The 13,042-nt window shown below is 70.1% G+C and carries 12 protein-coding genes and 1 tRNA gene; 6 read left to right on the top strand and 7 right to left on the bottom strand.

Going from position 1 to position 13,042, the window contains the following annotated elements:
• Positions 1 to 19: 19 nt before the first annotated feature.
• Together ACLJQF_RS44640 and ACLJQF_RS44635 are read left to right on the top strand one after the other, a co-directional pair.
• Entirely contained in the window at positions 20 to 766 is a 747-nt protein-coding gene (locus ACLJQF_RS44640) for a FadR/GntR family transcriptional regulator (RefSeq protein WP_410616386.1), read from the top strand.
• A 10-nt stretch (positions 767 to 776) separates the two neighbouring features.
• Positions 777 to 1,817 carry a patatin-like phospholipase family protein gene (locus ACLJQF_RS44635; RefSeq protein WP_410616385.1) on the top strand — a complete coding sequence of 347 codons (1,041 nt, stop codon included), beginning with the start codon at positions 777 to 779 and terminating at the stop codon, positions 1,815 to 1,817.
• Here ACLJQF_RS44635 and ACLJQF_RS44630 read toward each other — a convergent pair.
• The 6 genes from ACLJQF_RS44630 to ACLJQF_RS44605 form a co-directional block, all read right to left on the bottom strand.
• Complete coding sequence (locus ACLJQF_RS44630; RefSeq protein ID WP_410616384.1) at positions 1,803 to 2,408, bottom strand: class F sortase; 606 nt, start codon at positions 2,406 to 2,408, stop codon at positions 1,803 to 1,805. The two genes, ACLJQF_RS44635 and ACLJQF_RS44630, sit on opposite strands and share 15 nt — an antisense overlap.
• A gap of 4 nt (positions 2,409 to 2,412) precedes the next feature.
• Positions 2,413 to 3,081 carry a hypothetical protein gene (locus ACLJQF_RS44625; protein WP_410616383.1) on the bottom strand — a complete coding sequence of 223 codons (669 nt, stop codon included), beginning with the start codon at positions 3,079 to 3,081 and terminating at the stop codon, positions 2,413 to 2,415.
• Positions 3,082 to 3,295: 214 nt separating this feature from the next.
• Positions 3,296 to 3,877 carry a class F sortase gene (locus tag ACLJQF_RS44620; protein ID WP_410616382.1) on the bottom strand — a complete coding sequence of 194 codons (582 nt, stop codon included), beginning with the start codon at positions 3,875 to 3,877 and terminating at the stop codon, positions 3,296 to 3,298.
• Entirely contained in the window at positions 3,874 to 4,644 is a 771-nt protein-coding gene (locus tag ACLJQF_RS44615) for a hypothetical protein (RefSeq protein WP_410616381.1), read from the bottom strand. Before ACLJQF_RS44615 ends, ACLJQF_RS44620 begins: the two co-directional genes overlap by 4 nt.
• A 60-nt stretch (positions 4,645 to 4,704) precedes the next feature.
• Complete coding sequence (locus ACLJQF_RS44610) at positions 4,705 to 5,745, bottom strand: trans-sulfuration enzyme family protein (protein ID WP_410616380.1); 1,041 nt, start codon at positions 5,743 to 5,745, stop codon at positions 4,705 to 4,707.
• An 87-nt stretch (positions 5,746 to 5,832) separates the two neighbouring features.
• Complete coding sequence (locus ACLJQF_RS44605) at positions 5,833 to 9,051, bottom strand: penicillin acylase family protein (protein ID WP_410616379.1); 3,219 nt, start codon at positions 9,049 to 9,051, stop codon at positions 5,833 to 5,835.
• Positions 9,052 to 9,192: 141 nt separating this feature from the next.
• Here ACLJQF_RS44605 and ACLJQF_RS44600 point away from each other — a divergent pair, with 141 nt between their 5' ends.
• From ACLJQF_RS44600 to ACLJQF_RS44590, 3 genes are all read left to right on the top strand, one after another.
• Entirely contained in the window at positions 9,193 to 9,567 is a 375-nt protein-coding gene (locus tag ACLJQF_RS44600) for an FKBP-type peptidyl-prolyl cis-trans isomerase (RefSeq protein WP_410616378.1), read from the top strand.
• Positions 9,568 to 9,716: 149 nt separating this feature from the next.
• A complete protein-coding gene (locus tag ACLJQF_RS44595) occupies positions 9,717 to 10,469 on the top strand; it encodes a S1 family peptidase (protein WP_410616377.1) in 753 nt (250 codons plus the stop codon).
• Positions 10,470 to 10,584: 115 nt separating this feature from the next.
• Positions 10,585 to 11,316 (top strand): S1 family peptidase, encoded by a 732-nt coding sequence (locus ACLJQF_RS44590; protein WP_410616376.1) that lies wholly within the window; start codon positions 10,585 to 10,587, stop codon positions 11,314 to 11,316.
• A gap of 160 nt (positions 11,317 to 11,476) precedes the next feature.
• Here ACLJQF_RS44590 and ACLJQF_RS44585 read toward each other — a convergent pair.
• Positions 11,477 to 11,559: transfer RNA gene (locus ACLJQF_RS44585), tRNA-Leu, on the bottom strand.
• A gap of 129 nt (positions 11,560 to 11,688) precedes the next feature.
• Here ACLJQF_RS44585 and ACLJQF_RS44580 point away from each other — a divergent pair.
• Positions 11,689 to 12,945 (top strand): DUF3662 and FHA domain-containing protein, encoded by a 1,257-nt coding sequence (locus ACLJQF_RS44580; protein ID WP_410616375.1) that lies wholly within the window; start codon positions 11,689 to 11,691, stop codon positions 12,943 to 12,945.
• Positions 12,946 to 13,042: the final 97 nt, after the last annotated feature.

Genomic DNA, 13,042 nt, shown 5'->3' with positions numbered 1-13,042 from the left:
AGCACGACGAGGTCAAGGGATGCGGTTCGAACCGGTGGCTCCGGTCCGCGCGTACGAGCGGGTCGTCGAGCAGATCGAGCAGGCCGTGGTCAGCGGCGCGCTCAAGCCGGGCGAACGCCTGCCGAGCGAGCGCGAGCTGATGACGCAGTTCGGCGTCGGCCGCTCGACGATCCGCGAAGCCCTGCGCGTGCTGCAGGCGGCCGAGATGATCCGATCGCGGCCCGGGGACCCGCGCGGTCCGGAGGTGCTGGCCGCCTCGCCCGTTGCGTTGCACCGCTCGATGCACCGGCTCGCGCGCGCCGACCACGTCGGGCTCGCCGAACTGCTGCAGTTCCGGATGATCCTCGACGGCTCGGCGCACCTGCTCGCGGCCGGGCTCCGCACCGAGGACGACCTGGCCGGCCTCGACGCGGCGCTGGAGTCGATGCGCGAAGGCGTCTCGCGCGGTTATGCCGAGTTCAGCCGCGCCGACGTCGCGTTCCACGAGGTGATCGCGCGCATCTCCCGCAATCCCCTGCTCGTGGTCAGTGAAGAAGTCGTGCGCGGGGTCGTGCTGGAACTGATCGAGGACAAGCTCGAGCACGCCAGCAACCGGACGTCGCTGATGCGCACCTGGCTCGCCCACCACGCCGAGGTGCTCGACGCGATCCGCGCGGCCGACGGCACCGGCGCGGCACACCTGGCCAAACAGGCGTTGTACGACAACTACGCCGAATACGTCCCGGCCGGACAGCGGCCTCTGCTCGCGCCGTTGCTGCGGCCCTAAACTCAACGGGGTGGACTCGGCGAAACGGGACGGCGTCGGCCTTGCGCTCTCGGGCGGCGGCTACCGCGCAATGCTCTTCCACGCCGGCGCGCTCTGGCGGCTCAACGAGCTCGGCTGGCTGCCGAAGCTGACCACCGTCTCCAGCGTCTCCGGCGGATCGATCGCGGCGGGCGTGCTCGCGCACGCGTGGAACAAGCTGTGGTTCGGCGAAGACGGCGTCGCGGAGAACTTCGGCAAGGAGGTCGTGCAGCCGATCCGGAAGCTGGCCCGGACGAACCTCGACATCCCGGTCACGCTCAAGGCGATGGTGATGCCGTGGCGCAGTGCCGGCGAGGAACTCGCGCGCCGCTACGCGAAGCACCTCTTCGGCGACTGCTGCCTCGCGGACCTCGATCCGGCCGGACCGAACTTCGTGTTCACCGCGACCAGCCTGCAGGACGGCTCGCTGTGGTGGTTCTTCCGGCAACCGGGCCCGCACGGGCAGATCCCCCTGGCCACCGCGGTCGCCGCGTCGTCTGCGTTCCCGCCGATGCTCTCGCCGGTCGTGATCCCGGATCCGGCCAAGCCGGACCGCAAGATCGTGCTGAGCGACGCGGGCGTGTACGACAACCTCGGCCTCGACCCGATCGAAAACCAGCGGGCGACCGTCCTGGTCAGCGACGCGGGCAAGAAGATGAAGCACGAGGCCAGCCCGAGGCACAACTGGCCGATGCAGCTGCTGCGCGTGCTCACCGTGATGGACAACCAGGTCCGCGAGCTGCGCACCGGTTCGCTGCTCAAGTCCTATGAGGACAAGGTGTACGCCGGGACGTACTGGGCGACCTACAGCAACATCGAAAACTTCGAATTGCCGGACGCGTTGCCGGCGCCGGTGGAGCAGACCCGGCGGCTCGCCGAGACGAAGACCCGGCTGACCAGGATGCCCGAGAAGGTGCAGGACAACCTGATCAACTGGGGTTACGCCGTCTGCGACGCGGGCATGCGCCGCTGGGTCTGCCCGGGCACCACGCTGAAGCCGGAGTTCCCGTATCCCGGCTCAGGCGTTGGTTAGATTCGCGTACACGATGACGTTGTCTTTGTAACTGTGCTCGGCGTGGTCGAACGCGCCACCGCAGGTGATCAGCCGCAGCTGCGGCTTGTCGCTGTTGCCGTAGACGGCGTCGCGCGGGAACGTGTCCTTCGGGACCTGCTCCACGCGGTCGACGACGAACTTCAGCTTCTTGCCGTCACTGCGGTCGACGTCCACCTCGTCCCCCTTCACCAGCTCCTTGAGCTTGAAGAAGATCCCCGGCTTCTTGTCACCGTCGACGTGGCCGAGCACGACCGCCGGGCCGATCTCGCCGGGCACCGGCGACATCTTGTACCAGGCCGCCTGCATCGGCGTGTGCACCGATGGGACCGAGATCCCGCCGTCGGCCTTCGGCAGCACCGAAACCAGCGACGACTGCGCGCCGATCTTCGGGATGTTCAGCTGCGTCGGGCGCAGGCCGGCGAACGGCTTGGTCACCGGCGGCGGGGCCGGTGCCGACGAGGACGGGCCCGGGGCTGCCTGCGGGTCGGAAGGCCCGCAGCCGGTCAGGGCGAAAGAGAGCGCCAGGGCGGCCGCGAGCACGCGGCCGCCGTGGCGGAACTGCATGGTCATGCGGTCAGGACCGAGCCGTCGCGCCGCCGCCGGTCTCGACGCCGCCGTTCTTCGGGGTGACCTTGACCTGGCCGCCGACGGTGGCCGAGCCGCCGCCGTGACCGACCGGCCGGGTGACCGGCTTGCCCTCGCAGGTCCAGGAGACCTCGGTGCTGTCGCTCAGGTGCTTGCCCTCGTTGAGCTGGATGTCGAAGCCCCAGTAACGGCCGTCCGCGCCGTCCTGGAACGGGCCGGCGGCGACGGTGAAGTCGTTGGCGTTGACGTTCCGCGGCTCGCCCGCCTTGCAGGCGATGACCAGGATGCCGGCGCCGCCCTCGAACTCCCACGCGTACGCGACGTCGTCGATGTAGTCGTCGCCGTGCGGGAACGGGTCGGTCGGCTCGGTGGTCGGCGTGGTGGGCTTGGTCGGCTTGCCCGAGGTGGGCGTGCCGGTGCCGGTGGGCGTGCCGGTCGGCGTCGGCTGCGACGTGGTCGGCTGCTGCGAGGTGGGCTCCGAGGACGGGGTGCTCGTAGGCGCCCCCGTCGTCGTGGGCGCCCCGCTGGTGGAGGTGGGCGCGGCTTCGGTCGTCGAAGCGACCGGAGCCTCCTGCGCGAGCGCGACAGGCGAAACGGTGAGCGTGAGCAGGGCCCCCGCGAGCACAGCGCCCGCGAGACGGCCCAGGGTCTTCTTCAAGATGACTCCCAGGGAAGGAAACGCGCAATGACCCCCACTACGCGAGCCGCCCGGTGCCGAAAGCACAAGATCGGGCGACTCGGACATCCTGCCCTACAACTGGTATATACCGGAAACGAATTGGACGTGAAGAAAACCACTGCGGAAACCGGTAACGTTCGGGCCCCGCGAAATCCACATCGGACAGTGTCGAACACGACGCATTCGGTGTGGATCAACCCGCCAGGTTCGCGTAAACGATGATGTTGTCCCGATAGCTGTGCTCTGCGTGGTCGAACGCCCCACCGCACGTGATCAGCCGCAACTCCGGTTCGGCACTGTTGCCGTAGACGGCGTCGCGCGGAAACGTGTCCTTCGGGACCTGGGTGACGCGGTCGACGACGAACTTCAGCTTCTTGCCGTCGCTGCGGTCGATGTCGACCTCGTCGCCGGGCGCGAGGTCCTTCAGTTTGTAGAAGATACCGGGTTTCTTGTCACCGTCGACGTGCCCGAGCACGATCGCCGGGCCGACGTCACCGGGCACCGGCGAGAGTTTGTACCAGGCCGCCTGCATCGGCGTGTGGACCGACGGAACGGAGATCGAACCGTCGGGCTTCACGGCGACGGCCAGCAGGCTGGACTCCGCGCCGATCTTCGGGATCTTCACCGACGTCGGGCGAAGTCCTTTGAACGGCACGGTCACCGGCACCGAAGACGGGACGGGAGCGGGCGGCGCGGCTTTCGGCGGCGCGGCGGTGCCGCACCCGGCCAAGGCCAGCACCAGGGCGAGCGCTACGCCCGCCCGGCGGACGGTCACCTGGCGGTGCCACCGAAGCCGGTCTCGACCCCGCCCTTGGGCGCGACCTTGACCTGGGCCTTCGGAGCGGCGTTGCCGGCGGGCGTGGAGCTGGTCGCGGTGGTGATCGGCGCGGTGGTGATCGGCGCGGTGCTCGACGCCGGGGCACTCGTGCTGGTCGCGGTGACGGTCGAGGTCGGCGGCTGCTGTTCCTGCTCGAACTCCACGACGCCGTTGCCCTCGGCACCGTCGCAGGTCCAGCTGAACTTCGCGGTGGTGGTGCCCGCCGGGGCGTCGACGACGCGCACGGAGTAGTTCCACAGGCGGCCGTCGGCCTCGTCCTGGTCCGGGCCGCCGGTGACGCTCAGGTACTGGGTCGCGACTCCGCTCGGCTTCCCGGCCGCGCAGGCGATGACCAGGACGCCCTCGCCGCCGAGGCCGACGAAACCGTGCCCGACGTTGTCCTGGTAGTCGTCCTTCGGCGCTTCCTGGACCGGCTTGTCCGGCTCGGCCTCGGCCTTGGGCGCCACCTGCTTTTCGGTGGTCTTGACGTCACCCCGTGCGCTCGACGGCGTCGTCGGCGGTGTCGTCGGCGGGGTGACCGAAGTGGACGAAGGTGCCGTCGTGCTCGTCGGGCTGCCCGAGGTCGGCGTCTCCGAAGTGGACGTCGTGGTGTCCGTGGGTGACGTGCTGGTTTCCGTCTGTGCCAGCGCGGCCGGCGTGGCGGCGAAGGTGGCGAGCGCACCCGCGAAAACGATCCCGGCGACCCGGCTCAGCGTTCTGCTCACGATGCACTCCCAACGCGTTGACCTGCGATGTCGCGACTATCGACGATTCGGCGGCCCGCGTTACTCCGGTAGGGCGATCACGAGGTCGTCCCACAGGTCGTCGGGATCTTCCAGGCCGACGCTGAACCGGATCAGCCCGGCCGGGACGCGCTCTTCGCCCGCCAGCCACGCCCGCCGCTCGACCAGGCTCTCGACACCGCCGAGGCTGGTCGCCGAGCGGATCAGCCGGACCGACGCGCAGAACCGGTCGGCCGTCTCGGCGTCGGCGAGGTCGAAGGCGACCATCATCCCGAAGCCCGGGTAGCGCACCCGCCGCACGGCGGGGTGCCCGGCGAGCCGCTCCGCCAGCAGCGCGGCGGTGCGGGACTGCTCGGCGAGCCGGACGGGCATGGTCCGCAGCCCCCTGAGGGCGAGCCAGGCTTCGAGGGCGCCCGGCGTCGACCCGACCCGCGTCCGGGCACCGCGCAGCTCCGCCGCGACGGCCGGGTCCTTGGCCACCGTGATGCCCAGCAGCAGGTCGCTGTGCCCGCCGATGAGCTTGGTCGCGCTGTGCACGACGACGTCCGCGCCCAGTTCGAGCGGCCGCTGCTGCAACGGCGTCGCGAACGTGTTGTCGACGACGACCCGGCCGCGCGCGGCGGCGGCGATCGGCTCGATGGCCATCACGTCGAGGGTCGGGTTGGTCGGCGACTCCAGCCAGACCAGATCGGACGTCGCGGCCTCGGCGACCCAGGCGCCGGTGTCGGTCGGGTCCAGCTCGGTCACGGCGAGCTTGCCGAGCTTCTGCGCGTGGGCGAGCACCCCGCGCGTCACGGCGTAGCTGAACGTCGGGACGGCGACCCGCGACCCGACCGGCAGCAGGTCCAGGACCGCGGACAGGGTGGCGACGCCGGACGCGAACGCCGTCGCGTGGCCGCCTTCCAGCGCGCCGACGGCTTCCTCGAGCGCGTGCCAGGTCGGCGTCCCGTCGCCGCGCGCGTACACGAAGTCGCCACCAGCCTGGTATGTGCTGGTGGCGACGAGCGGGGTGTTCAGCGGCTCGCCGGGGCCGTGCGGCCGGCCGGCGGCGATGGCCTTGGTGCGAGGCGTCCAGTGGTCCATTCGCCCCACGGTATGCGGCGGTCACCTCTCGTGAGTGGTAATTAGGGTTAGAACCCTAATTACCACTCACGAGCTGCGGCAGGGTCCTCAGTGGGCGTACACCTCGAACTCGTACAGCGAGTAGCCGTACTTGGTGCCGCGCTGGACGCCCTGCAGCTTCACGAACCGGGCCGGGGTGGCGGCGAACGAGACGTTGTCCTGCCCGCCGTCGCCGTCGGTCACCACGGCCGCATCCGTCCAGTTCACCGCGTCGGGCGAGAGCTGGATCCGGTAGCCCTTGCCGAACGCGGATTCCCAGTTGAGCAGCACCCGCGAAACCTGCTGGACCGAACCGAGGTCGACGGTGATCGCCTGGTCGTCGCTCCAGTCACTGGCCCAGCGGGTCGAGGCGTTCCCGTCGATCGCGTTCGACGCCGGCGAGTTGTAGAAGCCGGTCTCGGCGCTGGTGGCGCTGACTGTTTTCGCCGCCGCGAGGTTCGCGACGTTGTCCCCGCGGTGTGCGGCGTACTCGACGACCTGCTGGAACGTCGGGCGGTTCTGCCAGCTGATCTTGTCCTGCGTGATGCCGCCGAGCGGGTTCTGCACGATCGAATCGGCGCACCACTGGTCACCGGCCGAGCAGTTCGCGTCACCGGGGTAGACGGTGTTCGCGGCCTGGCCGGCGGCCGTGGTCAGCGAGTCGACGAGCGCCTGGCGGCACGCGGTGACGTCGCCGTTCCCGCAGAACGTCTGCCCGAGCGGGCCCGCCACCGGCTGGCCGAGCACCTGGCGGATGTCCTTGTTGACGTAGCCCCACCAGCCGAACTGGAACGACGAGCCCTTGTGGGGCTGGCCGGTGTGCTGGCCGTTGCCGTTCTGCCAGCCGGACGGGCTTTCGTTGATGCCGAGCACGCTGGTCATCGCGTTGTAGGCGGGGTCGCCCATGCCCGGCTTGAACTCGGCCTGGACCAGCAGCGGCCACCAGGCGTCGAAGATGCGGATCGCGTCGGCGTCCGCGTACGCCTTGCTGCCCGCCGACGTCTCCGTGCGCAGCTGGCCGCGGGAGAGCCACGCCTTCAGCTTCGCCTCGGCATCGGCCGCCGCGCCGGTGGTCGGCGTCTTGTCGAGCACCTGCAGCAGCAGCGGCAGCACGCGCTCGGCCCGCAGGTCGGCCAGCGCCGCCTCCGACATCGCCTGGGTCAGGTTGACCCGGGTGACCTTGGTGCCGCTGGTGATGAGCTTCTTCACCCGCGAGTCGAGCAGGTCGACGCGGTGCACGGCGGACTTGTCCGCACCGGCCGCGGCGTACCCGTTGGCCTGGGCGTTGTTCCAGCTGACGTAGTAGTCCTGATTGATCGACTGCGGGTGCTGCGACGCCGGCGTGTAGTTCGCGAGGTTGCCCGCCGGGTTCCAGCCGACCCAGTCGTGGCCCTGGTCGCCCCAGACCGGCATGTTCGGATCCACATTGGACTGCCGGGCCGGGTTGGCGCCGGAGTTGAAGTAGGCGATGTCCTTGGAGTCGGCGTAGAACCAGTTGAACGTGAAGTTGATGTCCTGCGCGGCCCGCTGGAAGTCCGCCGCGGACTTGACGAAGCTCGGGTCGTTCAGCTCCTGGAAGCCGATCAGCGAGTCGGTCTCGTGGAAGTAGGACGACCGCAGCGTCGTGTACGCCACCGGCTTGCCGCCGACGGTCGCCCGGCTCTGCACCGGCCCGTACTTGGTCCGGTAGCTGCGCAGCGTGTACGAGCCCGCCGCGGTGCCGTCGGCCAAGGTCGGCTTCCAGGCGTTCTTGACCTCCACCGTCTCCATCGGGACGCACTTGCCCTGGTAGGTGTAGTAGTTCGAGTCCTTCGTCGGCGCGTTGCCGCTCGGGTCGCACAGCTGCAGCGCGTAGGTGTCGATGATGTCCTGCGCCGACGTCGTCGCGCTCCACGAGTAGTCCTGGCCGCGGCCGAGGAGCGTGTACATGCTCAGCCCGGCGAAAGCCGCGCCGCGCGAGCTGATGCCCGGGCCCTGCAGCTCCTGCAGCAGCAGCAGCTGCGGCGCGAAGTACCCGGTCTGCGGGCCGAACACCGCGACCGGGTGGCCGCTGGCGGTCTTCGCGCCGGAGACGAGCAGCGCGTTGGACATGCCGTGCTTCTCGCTCAGCATGTTCGCCGGCAGCACGCCGTTCTCGAACATCCCGCGGGCGGGCTCCTGCTCGGCGGGTGCGGCGACGTCCACAGTGGACGGCGTCGCGGTGGCGGCCGAACCGGTCTGGTCGAACACCAGCGGCTGCGGCGTCACCGAGTTCTTGTCCGGCATGGCCTGCCCGACCGCGTTGGCCGGCGTCTTGCCGTAGGGGAAGGTCTGGCCGTCGTGCAGCGTCTTGACCGCTTCGGGGTCGTCCTCCGCGCGGAGGCTCTGCCACACCTTCTCGCCCTGCACGACGCCGTACTTCTCCTGCAGCGCGAGCTTCGCGATGGCGTTCTGGACCTCACCGCCGCCGCCCGCGCCGAACTCGGCGCCGATCAGCGAGGCCAGCGCGACCAGGTCGGTCAGCTTGAACGGGTCGATCGACCCGGCGTTGGTGATCGAGTCGACGTGCCCGGTCAGCACGTACTCGCCGGGGAAGTACCGGCCGCTGTAGGAGTCGCTGATGTACTTGTTGATGCCGTCCACGTAGGCCTGCGCGTCGGCGAGGCCCTGCGCGCCGCGCGGACCGCTGGCGGCCGTGCGGTCGATCTGCTGCTGCAGCTCGGCTTCGGTGTACGGCGCGTTCGCGAAGAATTGCTGCTCGAGTTCGCGGTTGGCCTGTGCGCCACCGGCGAACGAGGTCACCTGGCCGCGAGCGGCGTGCCGCAGCACGTCCATCAGCCACAGCCGGTCCTGCGCGGCCGCGTACCCGGCGCCGAACTCGGTGCCGGCGCGGGTGGTCCCGGTGATGTGCGGGACGCCGAGGGCCTTGTCCCGCACGATCGTGACGTCGGCACGCGGTTTCGACGTGCTCGCCACCTGGTCGGCCGGGACGCCGAACGAGGAGTCGTTGAAGTACTGGTTGATCGCGCTGGTGGTCAGCGTCTTGTACCCGTTGGCCAGCGAGGAGTACTTCCCGAGCTGGTCGGCGGAGTGCGCCGGGCGGGTGCCGAGCAGCTTGTGCGCCAGGATCTCTGCGAGGGTGGCGCTGCCCTGTTCGCCGGGCGGGAGGATGTCGCTGCACTGCCCCCCGCAGTAGTCGTCGGGCGACACGGCTGCCTGGGCAGCCGGCGCGGTGACGGCGACCTGGGTGAGTCCGGCCACGAGGGCCCCCAGTGCCGTAACGGTCAGGGCGCGGATGCGACGTCGCATGCCGGGCTCCCCTCAGTCCAGAAAAGTGACGAAGCGCACGCTACCCAGCAGTAGGCTACATGTGAAGACTTTTCGCGTTTTTCCCCTCCTTGGGCGTAGTCCGTTCGGCGCAGCGTCCGGGGCGTGGGTACGGTGAGGGCCATGACCTTGGAAAAGCCCCTCATCGACCGCCCGGACGGACCTGCCCCGGCCGAACTCGAGATCACCGACCTCACCGTCGGTGACGGCACGGAGGCCACGGCGGGCAAGACCGTCACGGTGCACTACGTCGGTGTCTCGCACTCGACCGGCGAAGAGTTCGACGCGTCCTGGAACCGCGGCGAGCCGCTGCGCTTCGGCCTCGGCGCCGGCCAGGTCATCTCCGGCTGGGACCAGGGTGTCGCGGGGATGAAGATCGGCGGCCGCCGCAAGCTGGTGATCCCGCCGCACCTGGCCTACGGCGACCGCGGCGCGGGCGGCGTGATCAAGCCGGGCGAGACCCTCGTCTTCGTCGTCGACCTGGTCGGCGTGAACTAGCTCCACGCATTTCCGGCAAACCGGCCCCGGCACCCCGTGCCGGGGCCGGTTTTTGCTCCAAGCAGCGCCTTTCCGGCCCGCGCGCCGTCGCTACGCTCGGAAGTGATCACCGGCAGCAACGGCCGGTGCGCGACAAGGGGGATCCACCGATGCGCGTTCGCGCTGTGCTTTCCGCTGCCCTTCTGACGCTGGCCACCGGACTCGCCATCGCGCCACCGGCCTCGGCCGTGGCCAACGGCGCCGACGTTCCGGCGGGTCAGTTCGGCTTCGCCGCGAAGCTCACCATGACGAACATCCCGAAGCCCGACGGCTCGAAGTACAACAGCGCGTGTTCCGGCGCGTTGATCGCCACGAAGTGGATCATCACCGCCGGCCACTGCTTCCACGACGCCAACCGCAACCGCGTCTCCGGGCCGGTGCCGTACCCGACGTCCGTGCTGCTCGGCACGGTCAACCAGAGCACGCCCGGGGTGACCCGCAACGTCGTCACCGTCTACCAGGCGACCGCCAACGACATCGCGATCGCCACCCTCGACGCGGACGTCACCGGCATCACGCCGCTGACGATCAACCGGGTCACGCCGTCGGCCGGCCAGCTGCTGACCCTCGCCGGCTGGGGCAGCCTCACCGCGGTCAACCCGGCACCCTCGACGAAGCTGCAGCAGGGCACCGTGAAGGTCGGCCAGGTCGCCACCGCGACGCTCGGTGTCCAGGGCGTCGCCCCGACGTCGACGACGAGCGCCTGCGTGTACGACTCGGGCGCGCCGTACTTCGCCGCGGGCGGCTCCGGCGGGCAGCTGGTATCGGTCGAGTCGACCGGCCCGGACTGCCCGCACAACCAGCTCGAGACCACGTCCCGCGTGGACGTCATCGCGGACTGGATCGCGGCGCACACCGGCTGACCCGGCGCCGGGCGTCACCCGATGGTCCACCGGGTGACGCCCGGCCAGGGAATTCCCCGCCCGCGTCGGCGGCCCTAACGTCGAACGTCGACCACCGACTCGACGAAGGGGAAGAATGCGCCTGCGCGCCCTGCTCGCCGCTGCTGTCTTGACCGTCTCCACCGCTCCCGCCGCCTGGGCCGTCGCCCACGGTTCCGACGTCCCGCCGGGCCGGTACGGGTTCGTCGCGAAGCTCGCGATGACGAAGATCCCGCGCCCGGACGGCTCGACGTACAGCAGCTATTGCACGGGCGCGCTGATCGCGCCCAGCTGGGTTCTGACGACCGGCCACTGCTTCCACGACGCCCACCGCGACCGGGTCTCGGGCAAGATCCCGTACCCGACGACGGTGACGCTGGGCCTGACCGACGAAGCCACGGAATCGGGCGTCGCCCGCAAGGCGACCGAGGTCCTCCAGGCCACGGAGAACGACGTCGCCCTGATCCGCCTCGACTCCCCGGTGACCACGGTGACGCCCCTGACGGCGAGCCGCGCGGTCCCGAAGGTCGGCGAGCAGCTGACGCTGGCGGGCTGGGGCAGCCTGACGGCCCAGAACCCCAAACCGGCCACCCGCCTCCAGCAGGGAACGGTGGCGGTGGCCAAGGTGGACCCGACCACGCTGGGTGTCCGCGGCGCAGCCCCGGAGATCACGACGAGCGCGTGCACGTACGACTCGGGAGCGCCGTATTTCACGGGCAACCAGCTGGTCTCACTGGAGGCGACGGGCCCGGACTGCCCCCACGCGGGCATCGAAACGACCAGCCGGGCGGACGTGATCGCGGACTGGATCACCACCCACACGGCGTAACTTCGCCCAGGGCGAACACCGGCTCGTGAGATACCCCACCGGACACGCTGGAAGCCGAGCGCAAGGCACCGTGGGGGGTCCGGGGGGCTCGGCCCCCCGGGAGACATAGGGCCAACGGGAAGAGCCCCGATCGCACTAGCGATCGGGGCTCTGAACAGCGTGGGCGAGGAGGGAGTTGAACCCTCACGTCCTTTCGGACACACGGACCTGAACCGTGCGCGTCTGCCATTCCGCCACTCGCCCGAGTGCTTCCTTGCGCAGCGATGAGAAGACTAGCAGGTGCTTTGGGCCGGTTTCACCGGGGGCCGTGTCGAGGCTCGCTCACCCGGATAGGATCGATGCGGAAGCACACGTGTGAGGAGGTTTTCCCCGGTGGGCCGCGCCGAACGATTCGACAGGCGACTCGAGAACCTGGTGGGGAACACTTTCGCGCGCATGTTCGGTGGCAATGTCGTCACGCAGGAAGTGGCGATCGCTCTGGAGCGGGAGAGTGAGGAAAACGTTCGTGAGCTGGCAGGCGGTCGGCAGCTCGCCCCGAATCACTACATCGTGTCCCTGGGGGCGGCTGACCACGAGCGCATGGCCGGTGACGAGCAACGGGTCACCCAGGTGCTGGCCAAGGCGGTGGCGGAACACCTCGCCGCCGAAGGCCTGGACACCTATGGTGACGTCGTCGTATCACTCGAGCGCAACGAGGCGCTGCATACTGGACAGTTCAAGACCCGTTCGTCCGTCGATCCCGACGCCCGCCCCTCAGGCGCCGGTTCACCGCGGTCGGCACGACCCAGCAACGCAGGAGACCCAGCAATGAGCCAGCCCCCCGGCTACGGCCAATACGACCAGGGTGACCCGTACGGCCAGCAGGGCCAGTACGGCTACGGACAGCAGGGTGGCCAGCAGCCCGGGTACGACCAGGGTTACGGCCAGCAGCAGGGTGGATACGACCAGTACGGCGGCCAGCAGCCCCAGGGCGGCGGCTACGACCAGTACGGCCAGCCGCAGCAGGGTGGTGGCTACGACCAGTACGGCCAGCAGCCCCAGGGCGGCGGCGGGTACGACCAGGGCGGCTACGCCCAGCCCCAGGGCGGCGGCTACGACCAGGGCGGCTACGCGCAGCCTCAAGGCGGCGGCTACGAGCAGCAGGGCTACGCGCAGCCCCAGGGCGGCGGGTACGACCAGGGCGGCTACGCGCAGCCCCAGGGCGGCGGCTACGACCAGTACGGCGGCCAGCAGCAGGGCGGCTACGACCAGTACGGCCAGCAGCAGGCGTACGGCCAGCCGGCCGGCGACCCGTACGGCCAGCAGCAGGGCGGCTACGGCCAGCCCGCGCCCGGCCGTCAGCTCGCGGCGAGCCTGCAGCTGGACGACGGCTCGAACCGGACGTACTCGCTCAAGCAGGGCGGGAACGTCGTGGGCCGCGGCCAGGACGCCGACTTCCGCCTGCCGGACACCGGGGTTTCGCGCCGTCACCTGGAGATCACCTGGGACGGCCAGAGCGCGACGCTCGCCGACATCGGCTCGACCAACGGCACCACCGTGAACGGCACCCCGGTCCAGACCTGGCAGCTCGCCGACGGCGACGTCATCCGGGTGGGTCATTCGTCCCTCGTGTTCCGTACACAGGGCTGACTCCGGACCCGGAATACTGTTCCCGCAGAATTGACGTGCGGGGGGACCGCGGCGTACCCGCGTCGCGGCTGCACGGAAGAGTCGGGAGCGGACACAC

Source organism: Amycolatopsis sp. lyj-109 (assembly GCF_046548995.1).
Lineage (GTDB): Bacteria > Actinomycetota > Actinomycetes > Mycobacteriales > Pseudonocardiaceae > Amycolatopsis.
The sequence above is the reverse complement of the archived record's forward strand: the minus strand, read 5'-3'. Positions and strand labels throughout refer to the sequence as shown.

What these genes read in the sequence shown, in the direction of transcription:
- ACLJQF_RS44595 (WP_410616377.1), top strand. Translation starts at nt 9,717, where the DNA reads ATGCGCGTTCGCGCTGTGCTTTCCGCTGCCCTTCTGACGCTGGCCACC.
- ACLJQF_RS44610 (WP_410616380.1), bottom strand. Translation starts at nt 5,745, where the DNA reads ATGGACCACTGGACGCCTCGCACCAAGGCCATCGCCGCCGGCCGGCCG.
- ACLJQF_RS44605 (WP_410616379.1), bottom strand. Translation starts at nt 9,051, where the DNA reads ATGCGACGTCGCATCCGCGCCCTGACCGTTACGGCACTGGGGGCCCTC.
- ACLJQF_RS44640 (WP_410616386.1), top strand. Translation starts at nt 20, where the DNA reads ATGCGGTTCGAACCGGTGGCTCCGGTCCGCGCGTACGAGCGGGTCGTC.
- ACLJQF_RS44600 (WP_410616378.1), top strand. Translation starts at nt 9,193, where the DNA reads ATGACCTTGGAAAAGCCCCTCATCGACCGCCCGGACGGACCTGCCCCG.
- ACLJQF_RS44630 (WP_410616384.1), bottom strand. Translation starts at nt 2,408, where the DNA reads ATGACCATGCAGTTCCGCCACGGCGGCCGCGTGCTCGCGGCCGCCCTG.
- ACLJQF_RS44590 (WP_410616376.1), top strand. Translation starts at nt 10,585, where the DNA reads ATGCGCCTGCGCGCCCTGCTCGCCGCTGCTGTCTTGACCGTCTCCACC.